19 protein-coding genes and 1 tRNA gene are annotated in these 21,139 nt (G+C 59.7%); 3 read left to right on the top strand and 17 right to left on the bottom strand.

The genetic code is table 11. The features are described 5' to 3' along the window. Window positions 1-32: 32 nt before the first annotated feature. Complete coding sequence (locus AC0TNJ_RS08745) at window positions 33-596, bottom strand: HdeD family acid-resistance protein (protein WP_122001464.1); 564 nt, start codon at window positions 594-596, stop codon at window positions 33-35. A gap of 168 nt (window positions 597-764) precedes the next feature. Between AC0TNJ_RS08745 and cls the strand changes: the two genes are divergently transcribed. Then, the gene (cls, locus tag AC0TNJ_RS08750; RefSeq protein ID WP_473770864.1) at window positions 765-2,225 is read left to right on the top strand and encodes a cardiolipin synthase; all 1,461 of its coding nucleotides are present in this window, start codon (window positions 765-767) and stop codon (window positions 2,223-2,225) included. A 3-nt stretch (window positions 2,226-2,228) separates the two neighbouring features. Here cls and AC0TNJ_RS08755 read toward each other — a convergent pair whose 3' ends face one another. From AC0TNJ_RS08755 to AC0TNJ_RS08825, 15 genes are all read right to left on the bottom strand, one after another. Continuing rightward, window positions 2,229-3,086: an endonuclease/exonuclease/phosphatase family protein gene (locus AC0TNJ_RS08755; RefSeq protein WP_473770865.1), complete on the bottom strand. Its 858-nt coding sequence runs from the start codon at window positions 3,084-3,086 to the stop codon at window positions 2,229-2,231. Between the two features lie 216 nt (window positions 3,087-3,302). Next, the gene (locus AC0TNJ_RS08760) at window positions 3,303-4,700 is read right to left on the bottom strand and encodes a coniferyl aldehyde dehydrogenase (protein ID WP_473770866.1); all 1,398 of its coding nucleotides are present in this window, start codon (window positions 4,698-4,700) and stop codon (window positions 3,303-3,305) included. After that, window positions 4,690-5,409 (bottom strand): lysoplasmalogenase, encoded by a 720-nt coding sequence (locus tag AC0TNJ_RS08765; RefSeq protein ID WP_473769800.1) that lies wholly within the window; start codon window positions 5,407-5,409, stop codon window positions 4,690-4,692. The genes AC0TNJ_RS08760 and AC0TNJ_RS08765 overlap by 11 nt, the downstream gene beginning before the upstream one ends. Window positions 5,410-5,522: 113 nt before the next feature. Then, window positions 5,523-6,146 carry a 5,6-dimethylbenzimidazole synthase gene (gene bluB / locus AC0TNJ_RS08770; RefSeq protein WP_473770867.1) on the bottom strand — a complete coding sequence of 208 codons (624 nt, stop codon included), beginning with the start codon at window positions 6,144-6,146 and terminating at the stop codon, window positions 5,523-5,525. A gap of 135 nt (window positions 6,147-6,281) precedes the next feature. Further along, window positions 6,282-6,368, bottom strand: a tRNA-Leu gene (locus tag AC0TNJ_RS08775). Window positions 6,369-6,514: 146 nt separating this feature from the next. Continuing rightward, window positions 6,515-7,135 (bottom strand): 2,3-bisphosphoglycerate-dependent phosphoglycerate mutase, encoded by a 621-nt coding sequence (locus tag AC0TNJ_RS08780; protein ID WP_006472278.1) that lies wholly within the window; start codon window positions 7,133-7,135, stop codon window positions 6,515-6,517. A 26-nt stretch (window positions 7,136-7,161) separates the two neighbouring features. Next, entirely contained in the window at window positions 7,162-7,995 is an 834-nt protein-coding gene (gene dapB / locus AC0TNJ_RS08785; RefSeq protein WP_473770868.1) for a 4-hydroxy-tetrahydrodipicolinate reductase, read from the bottom strand. Beyond that, on the bottom strand, window positions 7,992-9,821 hold the full coding sequence (locus AC0TNJ_RS08790; RefSeq protein WP_473770869.1) for an ABC transporter ATP-binding protein: 1,830 nt from the start codon (window positions 9,819-9,821) through the stop codon (window positions 7,992-7,994). The genes dapB and AC0TNJ_RS08790 overlap by 4 nt, the downstream gene beginning before the upstream one ends. Window positions 9,822-10,126: 305 nt before the next feature. Then, window positions 10,127-11,158, bottom strand: coding sequence for a glucokinase (locus AC0TNJ_RS08795; protein WP_473769795.1), 1,032 nt, complete (start codon window positions 11,156-11,158; stop codon window positions 10,127-10,129). Window positions 11,159-11,204: 46 nt separating this feature from the next. Beyond that, a complete protein-coding gene (locus AC0TNJ_RS08800; RefSeq protein ID WP_122001455.1) occupies window positions 11,205-11,582 on the bottom strand; it encodes a methylglyoxal synthase in 378 nt (125 codons plus the stop codon). A gap of 257 nt (window positions 11,583-11,839) precedes the next feature. Then, window positions 11,840-12,772, bottom strand: a complete 933-nt coding sequence (gene mepA / locus AC0TNJ_RS08805; RefSeq protein WP_473770870.1) for a penicillin-insensitive murein endopeptidase — start codon at window positions 12,770-12,772, stop codon at window positions 11,840-11,842. Between the two features lie 129 nt (window positions 12,773-12,901). Beyond that, a complete protein-coding gene (gene cml, locus AC0TNJ_RS08810) occupies window positions 12,902-14,095 on the bottom strand; it encodes a CmlA/FloR family chloramphenicol efflux MFS transporter (protein WP_473770871.1) in 1,194 nt (397 codons plus the stop codon). Between the two features lie 207 nt (window positions 14,096-14,302). Continuing rightward, on the bottom strand, window positions 14,303-15,172 hold the full coding sequence (locus tag AC0TNJ_RS08815; RefSeq protein ID WP_473770872.1) for an SDR family oxidoreductase: 870 nt from the start codon (window positions 15,170-15,172) through the stop codon (window positions 14,303-14,305). After that, the gene (gene queG, locus AC0TNJ_RS08820; RefSeq protein WP_473770873.1) at window positions 15,172-16,317 is read right to left on the bottom strand and encodes a tRNA epoxyqueuosine(34) reductase QueG; all 1,146 of its coding nucleotides are present in this window, start codon (window positions 16,315-16,317) and stop codon (window positions 15,172-15,174) included. Before queG ends, AC0TNJ_RS08815 begins: the two co-directional genes overlap by 1 nt. After that, complete coding sequence (locus AC0TNJ_RS08825; protein WP_006467595.1) at window positions 16,298-16,990, bottom strand: glutathione S-transferase family protein; 693 nt, start codon at window positions 16,988-16,990, stop codon at window positions 16,298-16,300. Before AC0TNJ_RS08825 ends, queG begins: the two co-directional genes overlap by 20 nt. A gap of 256 nt (window positions 16,991-17,246) precedes the next feature. Between AC0TNJ_RS08825 and AC0TNJ_RS08830 the strand changes: the two genes are divergently transcribed. Beyond that, window positions 17,247-18,053 carry an undecaprenyl-diphosphate phosphatase gene (locus AC0TNJ_RS08830; RefSeq protein ID WP_122001450.1) on the top strand — a complete coding sequence of 269 codons (807 nt, stop codon included), beginning with the start codon at window positions 17,247-17,249 and terminating at the stop codon, window positions 18,051-18,053. Between the two features lie 95 nt (window positions 18,054-18,148). Here AC0TNJ_RS08830 and AC0TNJ_RS08835 read toward each other — a convergent pair whose 3' ends face one another. Next, on the bottom strand, window positions 18,149-19,135 hold the full coding sequence (locus AC0TNJ_RS08835; protein ID WP_473769789.1) for a complex I NDUFA9 subunit family protein: 987 nt from the start codon (window positions 19,133-19,135) through the stop codon (window positions 18,149-18,151). Window positions 19,136-19,298: 163 nt separating this feature from the next. Between AC0TNJ_RS08835 and lepA the strand changes: the two genes are divergently transcribed. Next, complete coding sequence (gene lepA / locus AC0TNJ_RS08840) at window positions 19,299-21,107, top strand: translation elongation factor 4 (RefSeq protein ID WP_122001448.1); 1,809 nt, start codon at window positions 19,299-19,301, stop codon at window positions 21,105-21,107. Window positions 21,108-21,139 lie beyond the last annotated feature (32 nt).

A 21,139-nucleotide genomic window follows, 5' to 3' on the forward strand; every position in this document is an offset into this window, starting at 1 on the left:
CCAAAAGGTCGAGTTTAAATGCTTTGCATATATTATCGGCTCTTGATGCCAAGGCCGAAGGCGATGAAGGACCAGCCCTGGAAAATCAGGTCTATCGCCAGAAACAGGCCAAGGATGAACAGGCTGTTGACCGGCCATTGCATGGCGATGATGAGGCCGAGCAGCATGGTGATGACGCCCGCCGCAACGATCCAGCCCCATCCTGCGGACGGTTTCGACTTGAAGCCGAGCCAGATGCGGAAAGCACCGGAACCCAGAAGCGCCGCCGCCAGCAGGAAGGTCAGCACACCGGCTGCAAGCACAGGATTGATGAAGGCGACAATGCCGGCTGCCGTATAGAGCAGGCCGCTCAGGAGCCAGAAAAAGAAGCTGCCCCAGGTTTTGACGCCAAAGGAGTGGATGATCTCGATGACGCCGCCGATCAGCATCATCAGGCCGACGTAATAGACCGAAACGACGGTGGCCAGCACCAGATTGCCGAAGGCGATGCCGCCGAGGATCAGAAGCGCGACCCCAAGGGCGACGAACCAGCCCCACTTGCTGGAAAGTTCCTTTGGAAAGGTCGGGCGGTCGAAATCATTATGAGCTGTTGCCATGAGACGTCCCTCAAATTGTCATGCCTCGTGAACAATATAAGGCATGTCCCGGATTTGGCCAGCTTTGCGATGAACCGGTGAGAACGCCAATGCGCACACTGTTCGTCGCGACGATCTCCCATTATATCTCTTTGCTATTGCAGTCGTGTTCCGCTTAAAGTTCATGTGATGTTCGATCTCGTTTCCCACTACTGGCCGCATATCCTGTTTGTCCTGTCGGTTGTTCTCGGAGCGATCGCCGCCATTCACGCGACCATGACGAAGGAGGAAGTCCGGACAGCCATCGGCTGGGTCGGCGTGATCGTGCTTTCGCCCATCGTGGGAGCGGTTGTCTACGCGATTGCTGGCGTAAATCGCATCCGGCGTTCGACGCTCAGCCACCAGCGCGCCAATATGGGCAAGATCGCGCTTTATCACCTGTCGCATTTCGATACGACGAACGATCTGGTGCGTGCCGCCTTCGGACGCCAGTTCGGGGCCATGAAGATTCTTGGCGATGCCGTCAGCCTTTACGATTTCACCAGCGGCAACAGCATCGAGATGCTGGAAACGGGCGACGAAGCTTATGCCGCGATGCTCGACGCCATAGGCCGCGCCGAACGCAGCATCATGCTGGAAACCTATATTTTCGACCGGGACGGAATTGGCGAAGTATTTGCCGATGCCCTGGGCGATGCGGTCAGGCGCGGCGTGGAAGTGCGGGTGCTGGTGGATGCCGTTGGTGCGCGCTATTCCTTTCCAAGCATCGTCAAGCTCTTGAAGGACAAGGGCGTCGCGGTTGATGTGTTCAACGGTAATATCATCATCGGGCTGCGCCTGCCTTACGCGAACCTGCGCACCCACCGCAAAATCCTCATCGTCGATGGCAAGATCGCCTTTACCGGCGGCATGAATATCCGCGCGGGCTTTGTGCGAAGGATAGCCGGCGACGCGGTGGCCTTCGATACGCATTTCAAGCTGGAAGGACCGGCTATCGCCGATCTCTTTCATATCGCATCGGAAGACTGGCGCTTTGCCACCGGCGAGCTTCTGACCGGGGAAGCCTGGAAGATCGCGCCGCCGGAGAACCCGCCGGGAACGGGAACGCTGGTGCGTGTCGTCGGGTCGGGGCCGGACAAGAACGTCGAAACCAACCAGCGCATGATGATGGGCGCCTTCTCGATTGCCGAGCAGCATATTCTCATCATGACGCCTTATCTTCTGCCGGACCGCGAATTGATCAGCGCGCTGGTGACGGCGGCGCGGCGCGGCGTGTCGGTGGATATCGTCGTGCCGGGCGTCAACAACCTGAAGCTGGTGGACCGCGCCATGCGCGCGCAGTTCGATCAGCTCTTGAAGGATGGTTGCCGTATCTGGCGGGCTGGCGGTGCCTTCAACCACTCCAAGCTGATGACCATCGACGGCGCATGGTCCTATGTCGGGTCGTCCAATATCGATCCGCGCTCGTTGCGGCTGAATTTCGAGGTCGATCTGGAAATCCTCGACCGCGACGTGGCGCGTCAGGTGGAAGAGCGCATCGGCAAGGTGATAGAGGGGAGCCGCGAGGTCAATCTTGCGCGGCTGAAGAACCGGCCATTTCTGGAGCGTCTTCTCGACCGGATTATCTGGCTGGGCTCACCTTACCTCTGAATATCATCCCGTTCGGCTGTTAAATATTTCCGGGCTGAGTTCTTCGAGCAGGCTCGTTGCCGATTTGAGGTCGAGATGCGCCTTGATCGGCAGGTGATCGGACGCCAGGCGCGCCAGCGGCGTGTTGTGCACTTCAACCGATGTGACCAGATTATGCGGCGCGCCCAGCACGCGATCCAGCGCGAAAACCGGGAACCGCGAAGGGAAGCTCGGCACTGCCGTTGCGACATGGTTGAATGTCGGCATGAGGGCGGCCAGCGACGAGCGCTTGCCGACGCGCCATTCGTTGAGGTCGCCGATCAGCAGGGTCGGCAGTGTGTCAGCCTCCTGCAAGACGGTAAGGATGCTTTCGGCCTGTTGCTCGCGGGAGCGTTTCAGAAGGCCGAGATGCGCGGCGATGACGCGGAGAGGGCCTGCCGGAAATTGCAGGTCCGCAACCAGCGCGCCGCGCGGCTCGACACCGGGCAGCTTGAGCTGCTGCACATTGCGCACCACCCCTTCGCGGAACAGGAGCACATTGCCGTGCCAGCCGTGGCCTTTGGGCATTGTCGCGGTAATGGGAACGGGGATGAGGCCATGACGGCGCTCGAGCAGGCCCAGATCGAGCAGGCCGGAACGCTCGCCGAAACGCCTGTCGGCTTCCTGCAACGCGATCACGTCCGCATCGATCTCGCTGATGACTTCGGCTGTTCGCTGCGGATTGAACTGCTTGTCGATGCCAATGCATTTGTGGACATTGTAGGATGCAATGACGACGTCACCGCCAGCAATATTGGCGTTGAGTGGCCTGTAACCCGGCCTGTTCCGGATCGCAGTCAGGATGGTCCTCGATATCCGGTTTGGTTCTTTCTTTTTCAGCACCCGTTTTTCACCAGTCAGCTATTCGGTTCCGAAAGACGATGACTTCTACAGTGAGATAAACTCGCATCCGTCTCTATATAGTCAGATTGTACAGCTGTTTGAATAGCAATTGCCTACACAATTCGGCGAGAGCCGGACGCGAGTGCACTGTTAAAGCGTTTTGTGCCTGATAAAACGGTTCCCGCTTTTTGGAGACATGCTTCAAGGTTCCAGGCCTCATCTTGCGATGAATCGGATCAGCCGGTCGATGAGGCCGGTGTAGGGTGGCCTGATGAGATCGCTCGGCGCCGGGGCATATTTGGTCAGGACGGGCATTGCCTTGGAGAAGGTCAGAAAGCCGTCATGGCCATGATACTGGCCCATGCCGCTTGCGCCCACGCCGCCGAATGGCAGGTCGCTACAGGCAAATTGATAGAGCGTATCGTTGACGCAGACCCCGCCCGCGACAATGCGGCTGAGCATCATTTCGATCTCTGCGGTGTTGTCGCTGAAACAGTAAAGCGCCAGTGGACGGTCGAGCTTCAAAACGAAACTGATGGCATCGTCGAGGAGGCGATAGCTGACGATTGGCAGAAGCGGGCCGAAAATCTCCTCCTGCATGATTTCGCTGTCGGCGGCGGGCTCCAGCACGAGGGCAGGTGTCATCAATCGCGGCTGATCGGAACCGGCGAGAAGTTCAATGACAGCTTCGCTCTTGTTCGCGGCATCGGTCAGCAGGTTCGTGAGCCGTGCTTCCTGCGCTTCATTGATGATGGTGGTTTGGTCTTTGGCTGCTGACGAGCCGCCATAGCGCGCCTGCATTTCAGCGCGCAGCAGGTTTACGAATTCGTCGCGCTGGCTCTGATGGACCAGAACATAATCCGGCGCGATGCAGGTCTGACCGGCATTGAAGAATTTTCCCGTCGCGATTGCCCGGGCGGCGCGTTTGAGATTGGCATTCTCGCTGACGATGGCGGGCGATTTACCGCCGAGTTCCAGCGTCACCGGCGTCAGGTTCGGTGCCGCCGCCGCCATGATCTTGCGCCCGACAGATGTTGAGCCGGTGAAAAAGAGATGGTCGAATGGCAGCGATGCGAACTGCGCGGAAAGCGATGCATCGCCAAGCGCCACGGTAACGCGGTCTTCCGGGAAAACTTCGGCAAGCAGGCTTTTCAGGAACTCCGCCGTGCGCGGCGTATGTTCGGACGGCTTCAGGAAAACATGGTTTCCGGCTGCGATTGCCGCGACAAGCGGTGCCAGCGCCAGATTGACGGGATAGTTCCACGGCGCGATGACCCCAACCACACCGAGCGGGACATAGCGAATTTCCGCTTTGGCCGGCCACATTTTCCATCCGGCCTTGCGGCGTTTCGGTTTCATCCAGCGCTTGAGGTTGTGCAGCGCATCATCGATTTCGGCAAAGACGACGCTGGCCTCGCCAAGCAGGGTTTCGTGCAGCGAGCGATTGCCGAAATCCGCGCTGATGGCCATCGCCATTTCATCAAGCCGCTTTTCGAGCGCCTGGCGCAGCCGCTTCAGATCATCCAGACGCTGCTCATAGGCCGGACGGTTCTCAAGCCAGGCGTGACGCAGGCGCTCAAACGACAGTTGCAGCGTCTGTTCTTCAACTGCCATAGGCAAAGTCCTCCGTGGAGCGGGCAAAGAGGAATTGGGCGGCATAATAGGTTGCCAGCACCCAAAGGCCATTCAGCGGAATGTCGAGGCTGAACCGTCCGAAGGCCAGCAGGGTGTCGCTTGCCATGAAGAACAGACCGCCCGCTGCGGCAAGCCATGCGGCGTAGCGTTGCGGCGTTTCCGGTTCGGTGCCGAGCGCGCGACTCATCGCCTGTGCTGCCATGATGCCGAGTGCAGCGGCATAGATGATGACCGGGATTTTCATGGGCGTCGGCAGTGACGACCAGAGGCCAGCTATGATGGCAAGGGCGGCGATGGCGAAAAGGACGAAAACGCCCTTATGCGCGGCAAAGCGCGTATCGCGGCAAAGCGCATAGATATAGGCGCAATGGGTGATGAGAAAGCAGATCAGTCCCGCCATGAAATAGTCGCCGGGCAGCATCAGGAAAAAATCCCCGAGTGCGGCGAAAGCCAGCCCAAAGGCGATGGCGAATCCGTAGGATTTCGATTTGGGGCGTCCCGCGCAAAGGACGGCGGCGAGCAGCAACAGGGTTGCGGTTGGCTTGGTCAGATAATGCAGCCAGCGCCAGCCTGAATCCTCGCCATTGTAGCTCATCACACTGCCCGCAATGGCGCAGATCGCGCAGAGCAGGAACAGGCCATAGAGCGTTCTGTTCCTGCCGAATTCCAGCAAGCCCTTTCGGCGCATGTTCGCTCCCCGTTATTATATTTGAGCACAGCGGGCGGATTGTGCCGCCAATTGCGAGAATAGCGCAATAGGCACAATTCATCGGGCTGTTGACAACACACTGTTGAAGAAGCTCAGGCGCGCCGCCAGACGGTCGGCTTGTTTTCCTGCCAGCCATTCTTGTGGAGCAGCGGGGTGTCATCATCCGCCAGCGGCCAGCCGATGCACAGATAGAGGCTGAAGTGCCAGCTGGACTGGACCTCGAAAAGCTTTTCCATTGCGTGCGGATCGAGAATGGAAACCATGCCGACGCCGAGCCCGAACGATCTTGCCGCCAGATTGAGGTTCTGGACTGCCATGGCCGTGCTGTGTTCAAGGGTAACGGCCATGGACTGCCTGCCGAGGCCATGCCCTTCGACGGGCGCGGTTTCGGTGAAAATGGCAAGCTGCACCGGAGCAATGCTGATGCCTTCCAGTTTCAGGTTCCGGTATTGCTGGGCGCGCTCGCCATCATAGAGCTCAGCGGCTGACCGGTTGGCTTCCAGAAAAATGTCGCGGACGGCTGCACGTGTTGCGGCACTTTCGACAGAAATAACGCGCCAGGGGCGCGCATTGCCGACGGAAGGCGCATAATCCATCGCTTTCTGCAAAGCCTCGATGATCTCATCATCTACGGCTTTGTCGCTGAAGTGACGGACGTCGCGCCGCCATTTCAGCAATTCAAAGAAAGCGGCGCGTTCGGAAGGAGAAAACTGCATCGTCTGTCAGAATACTGGGTGAATCGGGGGCGTAAAGCCTGCGGCCAGTGAACATCAACCCCAAACAAAAAAGCCCGCTTGCGCGGGCTTTTTGGGGTGCTTCAGAACCTTGGTAGTGGTCCGAAGACTTGGAAATGGTGCCCAGAAGAGGACTCGAACCTCCACGCCCTTGCGAGCGCCAGCACCTGAAGCTGGTGCGTCTACCAATTCCGCCATCTGGGCGACGAGGACCCATCTAAGGGGTCGGCCTGCCTCTGTCAATCGCGTTTTCGACATTCAGCCAGCTTTTTTTCAGCCGATGCTTTTTTGACGTTGAAAAAGGCGTCGGGCGCGCGGGCGCGCCCGATAAATTCACAGCCAAATAGCGATTACGCTTCAAGAATTTCCTTCGAGGCAACGGTCGAATCAGCATTGAGCCGGTAGATGACCGGAACGCCGGTGTTGAGTTCCTGCTTAAGAATCTGCTCCGGCGTCAGGCCGTCGAGCGCCATGATGAGCGCGCGCAGCGAATTGCCGTGTGCGGCAACCAGAACCGTCTCGCCGCGCAGCACATGCGGCTGCACGGTGTGCAGATAATAGGGCCATACGCGGGCGCCCGTATCTTTCAGGCTTTCGCCGCCCGGAGGCGGGACGTCATAGGAACGGCGCCAGATATGCACCTGTTCCTCGCCCCACTTGGCGCGGGCATCGTCCTTGTTGAGGCCGGACAGATCGCCATAGTCGCGCTCGTTCAAGGCCTGATCGCGAATCGTTTCGAGGTTCGACTGGCCGAGCTCATCGAGAATGTGCTGGCAGGTCACTTGCGCGCGCGACAGCGCGGACGTGTATGCGATGTCGAACTTGAGACCGGCGGCCTTCAGGCGCTGGCCAGCGGCTTTGGCTTCGGCATGGCCCTGTTCGGTCAGGCCCGGATCACGCCATCCGGTGAAAAGGTTCTTGAGGTTCCATTCGCTTTGACCGTGGCGGACCAGGACGAGAGTACGAGACATATGCAACGCTCCATTGGTAAAGAAAATCAGTCATTCAGCCCGAGAACGTCGAGCATGGAATAGAGACCGGGCTTTTTGCCATAGGCCCAGAGTGCGGCCTTGATCGCGCCGCGCGCGAAGACCGACCGGTCCTCGGCATGATGCGAGAGAACAACGCGTTCGCCGGGACCGGCCAGAATCACCGAATGGTCGCCGATGACCGAACCGCCGCGCAGCGTGGCGAAGCCGATGGAGCCGGTTTCGCGGGGGCCCGTATAGCCGTCGCGCACACGCACGCTGTTTTCCGCCAAAGCAATGTCGCGTCCCTTCGCCGCCGCTTCGCCGAGAAGCAGGGCGGTGCCGGATGGAGCGTCGACCTTGTGCTTGTGGTGCATCTCAAGGATTTCGATGTCGAAATCGGCCGGATCGAGCGCCTGCGCGGCCTTCTGTACCAGAACGGACAGAAGATTGACGCCGAGGCTCATATTGCCGGATTTGACGATGGTTGCGTGACGGGCGGCGGCGCGGATTTTCTCTTCGTCTTCCGCTGAGCAGCCGGTTGTGCCGATGACGTGCACGATGCGGGCTTGCGCGGCGAGGCCTGCAAATTCGACGCTTGCCGCAGGGCTTGTGAAATCAAGGACGCCGTGCGCCTTGGCGAATACCGGCAGCGGATCGTCGGTGATCGTCACGCCGAGCGGGCCGATGCCGGTGACTTCGCCGGCATCCCGCCCCAGAAGCGGTGAGCTGGACCGTTCGATGGCGCCGACCAGTTTCGCACCTTCGATGGCCTGGATGGTGCGGATCAGGGTCTGGCCCATGCGCCCGCCAGCGCCGACGACGACAAGGCCCATTTCGCTGCTCTCGGTTTCTCCGCTCATCGTGGTTCTCCTGTCCGCAATTCTTCTGCCGTCTTTTCGGTGATGATATCGCCATTGCCGCTCTGCAACTGATAAAAGCGCGCATAGACGCCATTCGGGATGGCGATGAGATCGTCGTGACGGCCTTCTTCCACCACGCGACCGGCTTCCATCACCACGATGCGATCCGCATTGACCACGGTGGAAAGGCGATGCGCAATCACGATCGTCGTGCGGTTCTGCATGATGCCTTCCAGCGCCTGCTGAACCCGCTTTTCCGATTCATTATCGAGGGCGGAAGTCGCCTCATCGAGCAGGAGAACCGGCGCATTGCGCACGATGGCGCGGGCAATCGAAACGCGCTGGCGCTGGCCGCCGGAAAGCGTCACACCGTTTTCGCCGACCGGCGTATCGTAGCCCTGCGGTTGTTGCAGGATGAAGTCATGCGCATGGGCAAGCTTCGCTGCCTCGATGATTTCATCATCCGTCGCGTCCGGGCGGCCATAGCGGATATTGTCGGCGATGGTGCCTTCGAACAGATAGGGCTGCTGCGAGACATAAGCGACGGCGTGGCGGAGCGACTGCTTCTTGACGTGCTCAATGTCCTGCCCGTCGAACAGGATCTTGCCGCGGTCGAGATCGTAGAAGCGCTGGACAAGGTTGATGAGGGTGGATTTGCCCGCGCCTGAAGCGCCGACCACGGCAGTGGTTTCGCCCGCCTTGGCGACGAAGCTCACGCCATGCAGCACCGGCGCGGTCTCGTTATAGGAGAAGTAAATGTTCTCGAAGCGGATTTCGCCGGGGCCTGCTTTCAGTTCCACCGCGTCCGGAACATCGCGCTGGCGCGGCTCTATATCCAGCACTTCATAGATCATGCGGGCATTGACGAGCGCCTTTTCCAGCCCGACCTGAAGGCGGGCGAGGCGGCGCGCCGGATCGTAGGCAAGCAGCATTGCCGTGATGAAGGCAAAGGTCGCGCCGGGGGGCTGTTGTTCGAGAATGGCGCGATAGCCGCTATAGGCCAGCACGCCAGCCACTGCAAAACCGGCCAGCATTTCAGAAATGGGCGTCGTGCGCTCGGACACCTTGGCGATCTTGTTGCTGCGGCCTTCCGACTGATCGATGAGCTTGCCGATCTTGGCGCGCAGCTGATCCTCCATCGTAAAGGCCTTGACGATGGCAATGCCCTGGATCGATTCCTGCATCGCGCCCAGCAGATGGGAATTAAGATGCACGAGATCACGGGTGACGGAGCGGATGCGGCGCGAAATATAGGCGACAGCCAGAATGAGCGGCGGTCCGATCAGGAAAATCGCGATGGACAGGACAGGGTCCATATAGAACATGGTGCCGACGAGACCGATCAGCGAAATGAGGTCGCGCGCGATCGACGAAATCGTCATGTTGAGAAGATCGCGGATGCCGGAAACATTCTGGTTGATCTGCGCCGCCAGATGGCCCGAACGGGTATCGTTGTAGAAATCGAGGCCGAGCCTCATCAGATGGTCGAAGATGCGCTTCTGATAGCGCGCGACCAGATTGTTGCCGATCTTGGCGAGTTCCACGGCCTGTATGTAGCCGGAAATGCCGCGCAATATGAAAATGACCAGCAATGTGCCGCAAATGACCCAGACCAGACCGAGATTCTGCTCGTAGAAAATCTTGTCGATCATCGGCTTCATCAGATAGGCCAGCGCGCCATTCGATGCGCCGACGATGAGCGATGCGAGAATGGCGATGAAATAGTTCTTCTTATATTCGCGGATGTTTTCCGACATCATGCGCCGGATTACGCGGGTGGCTTCGCCCGTATCGATCTTCTTGTTCTTCTTCTTGAATAGGCTCACGTGCAAAAGCGCTTTTTGTCTCTTTGCCCTCCGGCTGGACCGGCGGCTATCGTTGAAAATACGACTTCCCATACGGAAACGCTGCACTGATAAAGCCAGCGGCAATTTCAGCGCAGCGTTTCTATAACGTTATCCGTGCAGCTTGACCATCCTCAAGCTTTACTGCTCAGAGCGGGAGGATGGTTCAGCTTAAAAACATCCCGCTCTAAATTTTTGCTTGAGCATGATTTTACCCGGTCGAAGCAGGATCAGAAATCAGTCCAGTGGACTGATTTCCCTGCGTAGGCGGTTCCCACTTTTCGGAATCATGCTCCGATGCGCCAGCGGCGTCCTTCGGTCGCGACTTCAAAACGGGCAGGGGCCTGCGCAAAGGCGGAAAGCCCGGCAAGGGCAGCGAGCTGGTGCGTGATCACGCGGACAGGAATGTCGCGCATGATGGCCTTGTGCGGGGCCTTGTCCTCAAAAGCCTCGCGAAAGGCACCGGCTTGCAGCGCGGAAAGAATGCGCTGCGGAATACCGCCGGAAAGATAGACGCCGCCATGCGCCATGAAGATCAGCGCCAGATCGCCCGCCACCCGTCCAAGATAGGTGACGAACAGGTGCAGGGTTTCCTCGGCTTGCGCATTGCTGCCGTCAAGCCCGGCTGATGTGATGTCGGCGGGGGTTTCCAGCGTCGGCGTCACCTTGTCGGCGGCGCATATGGCCAGATAGAGGTTGCGCAGTCCGCGCCCGCAAAGAATCTGCTCGCCAGCAACGCGGCCCTCTATGCGCTCGATATGCGGGAAGACCTCATAGTCACGTGTCGTGCGCGGGCCGATGTCGATATGGCCGCCTTCGCCCGGCACAGGCACCCAGGCATGGCGGGTGCGGACAAGCCCGGCAACGCCAAGCCCCGTTCCGGGGCCAAGCACGACGCGGGTGGCGATCACTTCTTCGGGCTTGCCGCCGATCTGTTCCAGATGATCGCTGCCGAGAGACACGACGGCAAGCGCCTGCGCCTCGAAATCGTTCAGTACGGTCACGTCCTCGAAACCGAGATCGGCGATCATCTTTTTCGGGCGCACCACCCAGTCGCAATTGGTGAGGTCGATCTCATCCCCGTCGACAGGACCGGCCACAGCCAGAATGGCGGAACGCGGGCGGATCGAGGTGTGGTCGAGAATGGCGCTCTGTATCGCCTCATCGATTGTGGCGTAATTCGCCGTCTGGAGAACGGGAAATTCCTTCGGCTCTGCATTGGAATCCACGAGGATGGCAAAGCGGGCATTGGTGCCGCCGATATCGCCGACGAGCACCGGAAACGGGAAACCCTGTTCGGCGTGGCTAGTCACTTGCATGTCCTCTCCCTGGTCCTGTCTTCGCCTGCTGGTTGGTCGTGTCCGATCAGTCAAGCGCCTTGATCAGCCTTTCGGCAGTCGCACGATTGAGCGCCATCGGAATATCATAGACGCTGCCGAGGCGCGTCAGCGCCTTCACGTCGACATCGTGCGGAAGCGGCGACAGCGGGTCGATGAAGAAAATGAGCACTTCCACCGTGCCTTCCGCGATCATCGCGCCAATCTGCTGGTCGCCGCCGAGCGGCCCGCTTTTCACGCGCTGAATGCTGAGCGAGGGGCAGGCATCCAGAATGAGGCCGCCGGTCGTTCCCGTCGCCACGATGTCATAGCGGGCCAGTGCCTGTTCATGCGCTTTTGCGAAGGCGACCATGTCGTCCTTCTTCTGGTCGTGGGCAATCAGTGCGATGCGCAGGCGTTCCGTCATGAATAAGCAACCTTACGAGTTGATAACCTTGTCATTAGAGCATTTCCAGCAAAAGTGTGAAACGGTTTTGCGTGGGAAAATGCGATGGAACTTAGAGCATTTCCAGCAAAAGCGTGAAACGGTTTTGCGTCGGACAATGCGATTGAATAAAGAGCCGGAGCGGTTCCAGCGGTTCTGTTCGAACGGCACCGCTCCGGCTTTCTAAATCGTTTTAAGCCTATAGCGAAGCGCCAAAGGCCTGAAAAGTGCCAAAAGCCTCACTGCACGCCGTAGGTGACATCGGCGACCGAATTCGGCGCAGGACCATTGAGAACGGCGGCGCAAGACTTCGGCAGATCGGAGACCATCACCGGACGCGGCTTTTTCGGCGGTTCCTTCGATGGCTTTGCCGGCTTCCATGGTTCATCCGTAAACCACCAGGCGAGCGACTTGTCACAACCGTCACCGGCGGCGACCTTCGGCTGTCCCTTGCACTGGGGCGAACCGGGCTGGCAGGTCAGGCGCACATGGAAATGGTAGAAATGACCCCAATAGGGGCGAACCTTTCCAAGCCAGCTTCTGTCGCCGGTCACCGTGTCGCAAAGCTGCTTCTTGATGCCGGGATGCACGAAGATGCGCTCCACTTCCGGATAGCTTGCGGCGTGTTTCAGCAGGGCCGTGCGGGCAGGGGTCCATTTCTTCGGATCGACATAGAGCGAATCTTTTTGCAGCATCGATACGGCTGACACGCTCTCGCGCTCGGCGTCGGTAAAGCGCTTTTTCGGCATCGGCGTCAGCCAGATATCAGCGTCGAGGCCAACCTGATGCGAGGCATGGCCCGTCAGCATCGGGCCGCCGCGCGGCTGCGAAATGTCGCCGACCAAGAGGCCGGGCCAGCCGTCCTGTGCGGCATCGCGGGACAATTTTTCCAGAAGGCCGATCATGCGCGGATGGCCCCAGCGGCGATTGCGCGAAAGGCGCATCACCTGCCAGTTTGGCCCGTCCGTCGGCAGTGCCACGGCGCCGGCGAGGCATCCCTTGGCATAAAAGCCGATGGATTGCGGGTCTTGCGTAAGCACCGGCAGCACTTGTGCGCCAAAGGCCTGTTTGGCAGGCATGTCTTCCGCCATGGCCATGGGCACGAAGTCGGGAGCGATCATTGCGGCCAGCGAAGCTGCGAGAACGAACTTCTTCAATCTGTTTGCGATCATGGGGCAATTCCAGTTTTGCCAAAGGGCGCTGCGGCTGCGAATCAAGACAGCCGGATTGCGGGCATTATGCTGTGTCAACGGCGGGGCTTCAATGGCGGTCGGCAGTTTGTGCTGCCGACCGCCATTTCGTCAGCGCTGCCGCAGCCTTGCCAGCAAGGTCAGAACCAGCAATGGCATCGCTGTGCAGAAGGCGATCAGGGGCCATGCGGTATCACCGGCCAGGAAGATGACAAGCGCTGTTCCTGCAAGGCTGACGATCAGGCTCTGGATGCAGAAATAGACCGCGACCGCCATGCCCGCGCTGTCATCAAAGGCGGCAAGCGCACCGTTTGCCGTCATTGACGCGGTGAGAACGATCCCGAAAGCGGCAAGCCACATCGGGACGATAAGGCTCAGGAACGAGGGCTTGAGGAATGTTTCGCCGAGGCCCAGAAGCAGGGCGCTGGCGAGAAGTGTCGCCATGCCCAGCGCCACGCTGGTGCGCGCGCCCCATTTCTGCGTATGGCGGGGCAGGATACGCGTGGCGGCGATCATGACCACGGCAACGCTGGCGAAGGCGAAGCTGAAGCCGGTCTCGCCGAAGCCGCCGCGTTCGATCAGAATGCGCGGTGCGGTGGAAAAGAACACGAAGAACGTGCCCATGGCTGTCGCGAAACCAAGCGTATAGGTCCAGAAGCGGAAGTCCTTCACGATCCGGCTGAGACTTCCGGCTGCTGGCGCAGTGCTGCTCGGTCGCGTCTCGTGCCAGTGGCGCAAGGCGCGCCACGTTGCGGCGAGGCCGAACAGTCCGAGCGTGGCGAAGATCGCCCGCCATCCGAAACCCTTTGCAATCAGTGCGCCGGCAATCGGCCCAAGCGCCGGGACGAAGGAAAGCATGGCGCTGAACAGGCCATAGATCGTCGCCCCTTCGGGACGCTTTGCATAGACGTCGCGGACCGTTGCGAAAGTGGCCACAAGTGCCGCCGACGCGCCCGTCGCCTGTACGAAGCGAAGTGCCACAAATAGCGTGGCATTGTCGGTGATCGCCAGGGCGAAAGACGCAAGGGCGAAAACCAGCCCGCCGCCAACGAGGACCGGCCTGCGTCCGAAACGGTCCGACAAAGGGCCGAACAGCAACTGCCCGACGCCCAGCATCACCATGTAGAGACTGAGGGTCAGCTGCACCATGGCGGGTGTCGTTTGCAGGATGGCGGGCATGGACGGCACAACCGGCAGGTAGATGTCCATGGCCAGCGAGGCGAGAATGTCGAAAGGAGCCATCAGCGCCAGCGCGAACGGCAGGGAATAGCTCCACTGTGGAGTTTGTTTGTTATCAAAAGGCATGACTAAGCATCCGCTCGAGGAAAATCGGGCGGCGATCTGCCTTTTATAAACGCGCATCTTCGGGATGCGTTTTAGGGAAGTTGGTCCGGGGCAGACGCCGCAACAGGTCGGAAAGGCTGTTGCGGCTTATCTGGTTGCGAGTTCGGTACTGCTCATTCTGTGTTGTCCCGGTTCGATTGCAGGCTTGCTTTTAGCAGCAACACGGCTTCAGCGCCAGCTATCCTCGCGCCACATGGCCGAAAAGGCTGTCCGGTAGTCGGGATAGGCAAATTCGTAACCGAGATCCTTGATGCGGCGGTTGGAGACGCGTTTGTTCTCGCCATAGAAGGAACGCGCCATCGGCGTCAGTTCGGCCTCCTCGAAGGGGACTTCCGGCGGTGGCGTCGCGCCCATCAAATCTGCCGCATAGGTGACGACATCCTGCGGCGGGCTTGGTTCATTGTCGGTGATGTTGAAGATGCCGCCTGTGTCGGTGCCTGCCAGAAAGCGCAAGGAACCCGCAATGTCATCGACATGGATGCGGTTGAAGACCTGATCCTCTTTCACGATGCGCCGTGCGTTGCCGCGTTCCAGATTGATGAAGGCGTTGCGGCCCGGCCCGTAAATGCCGGAGAGGCGCAACACGGCCAGGGGCGTTCCATGCCGTTCGCTCAATTGCCCCCAAGCCTTTTCGGCTTCGACGCGCTCAAGGCTGCGGCGGGAGGCAGGCTTGCAGGCCGTGGTTTCGTCCACCCATTCGCCCTGATGGTCGCCATAGACGCCGACCGTCGACAGATAGCCGATCCAGCGGATGGTGTTGTCGGGACGGCGAAGCGCTTCCTCAACCACGGCGACGGCGGGATCGCCGCTTTCGCCGGGAGAGATCGAAACGACCACATGGGTCGATTGGGCAAGCCGGTCGAGAAGTTCGGGCGAGGGCGTTTGGCCGTCGAAAAGCAGGGGCTTTATGCCTGCCTGTTCAAGAAAAGGGAATTTCTGCTCGTGCCGTGTGGTTCCGTCGATGCGCTCCGCTTCGCCGCTCATCCTGCGCGCAAAGCCTTGAGCGGAATAACCGGCGCCGAACAGAAAAATACGCATCAAACTTCCTCCATATTCCACTCGGCCTGTACCGTAGCATCCTCTTCCGACGAGGCCAGGCGTTTCTGCATGCTGGCCACGTGATCGGGGCTTGCCAGTTGCTTCAAGGCCCATATTGCCGCGCCGCGCACGACCGGCGCTGCATCTTCCAGCAGGTGTTCGACATCCGGCAGAAGCGCGGCATCACCGGAATTGCCAGCGGCGATCAGCACATTGCGGATGAAGCGGTCGCGCCCGATGCGCTTTACCGGCGAGCCGGAAAAAAGCGTACGGAAAGCCGGATCGTCCAGCGCCAGCAGGTCACCGAGACGCGGCTCCTTCAAGTCGTCACGGGCTTGCAGCTTCATTTCGCTGGTCGCCTGCGCGAACTTGTTCCACGGGCAGACGGAAAGGCAGTCATCGCAGCCATAGATGCGATTGCCCATGGCTTTGCGGAATTCTTGCGGGATCGGGCCCTTGTTCTCGATTGTGAGATAGGAAATGCAGCGCCGCGCATCGATGCGATAGGGCGAGGGAAAAGCCTTGGTCGGACAGGCGTCGAGGCAGGCGCGGCACGAGCCGCAATGGTCGCGATCGGGTTGGTCGGGCGGGATTTCCGCCGTGGTGAAAATCGAGCCGAGGAACAGCCATGAGCCAAGCTCGCGGCTTACCAGATTGGTGTGCTTGCCCTGCCAGCCGAGACCGGCGGCTTGCGCCAGCGGCTTTTCCATGACGGGAGCGGTGTCGACGAAAACCTTGACATCCTTCCCGGCGCGCGCGGCGAAGCGGCTCGCGATGTGCTTCAGCTTGCCCTTGATAATGTCATGATAGTCGCGGTTCTGCGCATAGACCGAGATGGCTGCGCGATCTCGTTTGTCCAGAACGGCGAGCGGATTGGCGTCCGGCCCGTAATTCATGGCCAGCATCATGATGGAGCGGACTTCCGGCCACAGCACGCTCGGATCGGCGCGGCGGGCTTCGGTTTCCTCCATCCATTCCATGTCGGCGTGATGGCCGTCGGCAATATATTGCCGCAGCCGTTCGGGCGCTTGCGGAATTGCATCGGGCGTGGTGAAGGCAACGGCGTCGAAACCCACCGCCTTCGCCTCTTCGATGAGGAAGCGCTTGAGTTTTTGTTCGCGGCTATCAGAAATCGAGGTCGCCATAATGGGCCACCGGGGCAAGCCCGCGCACGCGGTCGGAGAGCAACGGGCGGAAAGCCGGGCGCGACTTCATGCGGGCATACCAGTCACGCGCCGCTTTGGTTTCGCCCCATTCGATTTCGCCCAGATAGTCGAGCACGGAAATGGAGGCCGCCGCCGCCATGTCGGCATAGCTTGGATGCGCGCCGCCAAGCCAGTCACGGGTCGCGGCCAGCCAGTCGATATATTTCATGTGCTGGCGGATATTGGTGCGGGCGGCGCGGATGGCGGTCGAATCCGGCGCGCTGCCGCCCATTTCTGCCGCCATTTGCAGCTTGAACACACGCTCGCGGGCGATGTGGCGCGTCACTTCGTTTTCGAATTTCAGCAGGAACCAGTCAACGAGGCGGCGCACCTCGGCGCGCTCCATCGGGCTTTCGGGCAGGAGGCGGCGGCTGCGCTTCAATGCGCCGCGCGTCTCGTCCAGATATTCGGCAATGACCGTCGCGCCGACCACCGGCAGGTCGTTTTCCGCCAGAAGGACGGGCAGGGTCGCAGCCGGGTTCAGCGCCAGAAACTCCTTGCGGCGCGACCACGGGCGTTCCTCGATAAGTTCCGCTTCAACGCCATATTCGCCGAGGATGAGCCGCACATAGCGCGAACCCGAAGACATGGGATGATGAAAAAGCGTAAGCATGATCGACGCGAGACTCTCGACTGAAGCTTGAATTGAACGTCCGGAGTTTGCACGGCGGCTGGCGTTTGCGCATGCAGCAGGCTATTTCCTGCTATCAAGCGATTCGACGCCGCCTCAACGGAATATAAAGTCTATAAGGGCTATGTTTGCGTGAGACAAGCAATCGCTGGAAATGCGTGTTTTCAGCCGATGGCCCGCTATCCCGCTCCGTCTTTTTAACCCGTCGCCGTGCCCACTATCCCAAGGTACTGACTTCATGGATATTTTCAATCTTCTGGAAGCTGCATTTCTCGGCCTTATCGAAGGCCTGACCGAATTTATTCCGGTTTCCTCCACCGGGCATTTGCTGCTGGTCGGGCATTTTCTTGGCTTTGAATCCACAGGAAAGACCTTCGAGGTGCTGATCCAGCTGGGCGCCATTCTGGCCATTCTGACGGTCTATTCGGCGAAACTTCTGAAAATCCTGACCGATTTCCCGCGCGATGCCCGCACGCGGCGCTTTGTCCTTGGCGTTCTGGTTGCCTTCCTTCCCGCTGCCTTCATTGGCGCGCTGGCGCATGGCTTCATCAAGAGCGTGCTGTTTGAAACGCCGATGCTGGTCTGCATCATGCTGATTATCGGCGGGTTCATCCTGCTCTGGGTGGACCAGCTCAATCTGCGCCCGCGCTATCACGATGTGATGGATTATCCGCTGCCTATGTGCCTCGCCATCGGCTTCATCCAGTGCCTGGCGATGATACCGGGCGTGTCGCGCTCCGGCTCCACCATCGTCGGCTCGCTGCTGCTGGGTGCGGACAAGCGTTCGGCAGCCGAGTTCTCGTTCTTCCTCGCCATGCCCACCATGGCGGGCGCATTTGCCTATGATCTCTACAAGAGCCGCAATATCCTGTCGTTCAACGATGGCGCGCTGATCGGGGTCGGCTTCGTGATGGCCTTCATCTCCGGCGTTTTCGTCGTGCGCTATCTGCTCGATTACGTGTCTCGCCACGGCTTCAAGCTGTTTGCCTGGTGGCGTCTGATTGTCGGATCTGCCGGTCTCGCGGCTTTGTTGATCTGGAACTAAAGCGTGTCGCCTTTTGTCGACACTTTTGCTGGAAATGCTCGAACCAAAGAAAAGGGGCCGCGAGGCCCCTTGTTCATTTCCGCCTTGACTATGGATCAGGCAAAGCCGGTCTTGGTGTACTGTCCGGCGACGCGGTAGCGCCACAGATAGGACGGCAGCACGGCGTCGACGCTTTCCGGCGTGATGCCAATGCCTTGCAAAGTGCGGCCTTCCTTGATGGCCTTTTCCGAAACCACATTGTCGAACTTCAACAGCGTCACCTGATCGTTGGTGAGCATCGGGTTCGGCAGCAGGCCGAGGATCGATGCCTGCAAACGGGCAACCCACCATGGCGTGGAAAGGATCACGCGCTTGCGCCCGATCACGCCGAGCATGTCCTTCATCCAGTTCCTGAACGGCTGCACGTCCGGACCGCCCAGCTCATAAATGCCGCCTGCCGTCAGCTTGCCGTCGACGGCACGCGCCACGGCTTCCGCCACGTCGCCGACATAGACCGGCTGGAGTTTTGTCTCGCCGCCGCCGATGGCCGGCAGGAAAGGCGAGAAGCGCGCCATATTGGCGAAGCGATTGAAGAAGCGGTCTTCTGGACCGAAAATGATCGACGGGCGCAGGATGACGCTATCGGGCAAGACGGACAGAATGGCCTTTTCGCCTTCCGCCTTGGTCCGTGCATAAGCCGACGGCGAATTGGCGTCGGCAGCAAGCGAGGACACGTGCGTCATGCGGATGCCTGCGGCCTTTGCGGCTTCGGCAATGTTTTTCGCGCCCAGCACCTGAACCGTGTTGAAACGCTGGCGGCCGCTTTCGGCCAGAATGCCGACAAGGTTCACCACATGGTCGGAGCCCTTGATCACGTGCTCCACCGAGCCGCGATGACGGACATTAGCCTGCACCATCTGGATCTGGCCGACATTGCCGAGCGGCGCCATGTAATAAGCCACTTCCGGCTTGCGCACGGCGACACGCACGCGATAGCCGCGCTTGGTCAGCGCCGCCACGACCGCACGCCCCACAAAGCCGGAGCCGCCGAAAACGGTGACCAGTTTCGGCCTGTTGTGGACTTCGTTCGGTTCGGTCTTCATCCTAAACTCCTGCATGAAAGCACGCTATTCGAGCGGTGATTTATCGCCTTTTTGCCACAAGGCAAAGGGGACTTGTTGTCACGATTGCGAAAGCTGCCGGTTTTCCCGCCTTTTGGCGCGAATACTCCTTTGAAATTTGGCGTCTTGCTGTTAAATCGCGCGCATGAGCACACCACTTGACCATATTCGCAATTTTTCGATCGTCGCCCATATCGACCACGGCAAATCGACGCTGGCCGACCGCCTCATTCAGCTGACCGGCGGGCTGGATACGCGTGAGATGAAGGATCAGGTTCTCGACTCGATGGATATCGAGCGCGAGCGCGGCATCACCATCAAGGCGCAGACCGTCCGTCTTTCCTACAAGGCGAAGAACGGCGAAGATTATGTGCTGAACTTGATCGACACGCCCGGACACGTCGACTTCGCCTATGAAGTCTCGCGCTCGCTGGCCGCGTGCGAAGGTTCACTGCTGGTGGTGGATGCTTCGCAGGGCGTGGAAGCGCAGACGCTGGCGAACGTTTATCAGGCCATCGACAACAACCATGAAATCGTGGTCGTGCTGAACAAGATCGACCTGCCCGCCGCCGAGCCTGAGCGCGTGAAGCAGCAGATCGAGGAAGTCATCGGCATCGATGCGGCGCAGGCCGTGCATATTTCCGCCAAGACCGGCCTCGGCATCGAAGATGTGCTGGAAGCCATCGTCACGCAGTTGCCCGCGCCAAAGGAAGGCGACCGCAACGCGCCGCTGAAAGCCATGCTGGTCGACAGCTGGTATGATAGCTATCTTGGCGTCATCGTTCTGGTGCGCATCATCGATGGCGTGCTCAAGAAGGGCCAGACCATCCGCATGATGGGCACTGGCGCGAAATATCCGGTGGAACGCACCGGCGTATTCACGCCGAAAATGGTTCAGGTGGACGAACTCGGCCCCGGCGAGCTTGGCTTCATCACCGCGTCCATCAAGGAAGTGGCCGATACGCGCGTTGGCGATACGATCACCGAAGATCGCCGCCCGACCGAAAAGATGCTGTCCGGCTTCAAGCCCGCGCAGCCGGTTGTGTTCTGCGGCCTGTTCCCGGTCGATGCGGCTGACTTCGAGGACTTGCGCGCTGCCATGGGCAAGCTGCGCCTCAACGATGCGTCGTTCTCGTTCGAAATGGAAACCTCTGCGGCGCTTGGCTTCGGCTTCCGTTGCGGTTTCCTTGGTCTCCTGCATCTGGAAATCATTCAGGAGCGTCTGGAGCGCGAGTTCAATCTCGACCTCATCACGACCGCGCCTTCGGTCGTCTATCGCCTGAAAATGACGGACGGTACCGAGAAGGAACTGCACAATCCGGCCGATATGCCGGATATTGTGAAGATCAGCGCGATCGAGGAACCCTGGATCAAGGCAACCATCATGACGCCGGACGATTATCTGGGCGCGATCATGAAGCTTTGCCAGGAGCGCCGCGGCATCCAGATCGACCTGACCTATGTCGGCCCGCGCGCCATGATCACCTATGATCTGCCGCTCAATGAAGTGGTGTTCGATTTCTACGACCGCCTCAAGTCGATCTCGAAGGGCTATGCCTCGTTCGACTACAATCTTTCGGATTACCGCGAGGGTGATCTGGTCAAGATGTCGATCCTCGTCAACGAAGAGCCGGTGGACGCGCTTTCGATGCTGGTGCACCGTTCGGCGGCTGAAAAGCGTGGCCGTGCGCTGTGCGAAAAGCTGAAGGAACTGATCCCGCAGCATATGTTCAAGATTCCGATCCAGGCGGCGATTGGCGGTCGCATCGTGGCGCGCGAAACGATCTCGGCGCTGCGCAAGGACGTGACGGCCAAGTGCTACGGCGGCGACGTGACGCGCAAGCGCAAGCTTCTGGAAAAGCAGAAGGAAGGCAAGAAGCGCATGCGCCAGTTCGGCAAGGTCGAAATCCCGCAGGAGGCCTTTATTCAGGCGCTCAAGATGGGCGATGATTGATTCAATTGCTTGACTGATTAATACCATCGTGT

Source organism: Ochrobactrum sp. PL_is483 (assembly GCF_055816855.1).

What these genes read in the sequence shown, in the direction of transcription:
- cls (WP_473770864.1), top strand. Translation starts at nt 765, where the DNA reads ATGTTCGATCTCGTTTCCCACTACTGGCCGCATATCCTGTTTGTCCTG.
- AC0TNJ_RS08830 (WP_122001450.1), top strand. Translation starts at nt 17,247, where the DNA reads ATGGATATTTTCAATCTTCTGGAAGCTGCATTTCTCGGCCTTATCGAA.
- bluB (WP_473770867.1), bottom strand. Translation starts at nt 6,146, where the DNA reads ATGCAGTTTTCTCCTTCCGAACGCGCCGCTTTCTTTGAATTGCTGAAA.
- cml (WP_473770871.1), bottom strand. Translation starts at nt 14,095, where the DNA reads ATGCCTTTTGATAACAAACAAACTCCACAGTGGAGCTATTCCCTGCCG.
- AC0TNJ_RS08780 (WP_006472278.1), bottom strand. Translation starts at nt 7,135, where the DNA reads ATGTCTCGTACTCTCGTCCTGGTCCGCCACGGTCAAAGCGAATGGAAC.
- lepA (WP_122001448.1), top strand. Translation starts at nt 19,299, where the DNA reads ATGAGCACACCACTTGACCATATTCGCAATTTTTCGATCGTCGCCCAT.
- dapB (WP_473770868.1), bottom strand. Translation starts at nt 7,995, where the DNA reads ATGAGCGGAGAAACCGAGAGCAGCGAAATGGGCCTTGTCGTCGTCGGC.
- AC0TNJ_RS08760 (WP_473770866.1), bottom strand. Translation starts at nt 4,700, where the DNA reads ATGGCAGTTGAAGAACAGACGCTGCAACTGTCGTTTGAGCGCCTGCGT.
- AC0TNJ_RS08815 (WP_473770872.1), bottom strand. Translation starts at nt 15,172, where the DNA reads ATGCGTATTTTTCTGTTCGGCGCCGGTTATTCCGCTCAAGGCTTTGCG.
- AC0TNJ_RS08795 (WP_473769795.1), bottom strand. Translation starts at nt 11,158, where the DNA reads ATGCAAGTGACTAGCCACGCCGAACAGGGTTTCCCGTTTCCGGTGCTC.
- AC0TNJ_RS08835 (WP_473769789.1), bottom strand. Translation starts at nt 19,135, where the DNA reads ATGAAGACCGAACCGAACGAAGTCCACAACAGGCCGAAACTGGTCACC.
- mepA (WP_473770870.1), bottom strand. Translation starts at nt 12,772, where the DNA reads ATGATCGCAAACAGATTGAAGAAGTTCGTTCTCGCAGCTTCGCTGGCC.
- AC0TNJ_RS08825 (WP_006467595.1), bottom strand. Translation starts at nt 16,990, where the DNA reads ATGCTTACGCTTTTTCATCATCCCATGTCTTCGGGTTCGCGCTATGTG.
- AC0TNJ_RS08745 (WP_122001464.1), bottom strand. Translation starts at nt 596, where the DNA reads ATGGCAACAGCTCATAATGATTTCGACCGCCCGACCTTTCCAAAGGAA.
- queG (WP_473770873.1), bottom strand. Translation starts at nt 16,317, where the DNA reads ATGGCGACCTCGATTTCTGATAGCCGCGAACAAAAACTCAAGCGCTTC.
- AC0TNJ_RS08800 (WP_122001455.1), bottom strand. Translation starts at nt 11,582, where the DNA reads ATGACGGAACGCCTGCGCATCGCACTGATTGCCCACGACCAGAAGAAG.
- AC0TNJ_RS08765 (WP_473769800.1), bottom strand. Translation starts at nt 5,409, where the DNA reads ATGCGCCGAAAGGGCTTGCTGGAATTCGGCAGGAACAGAACGCTCTAT.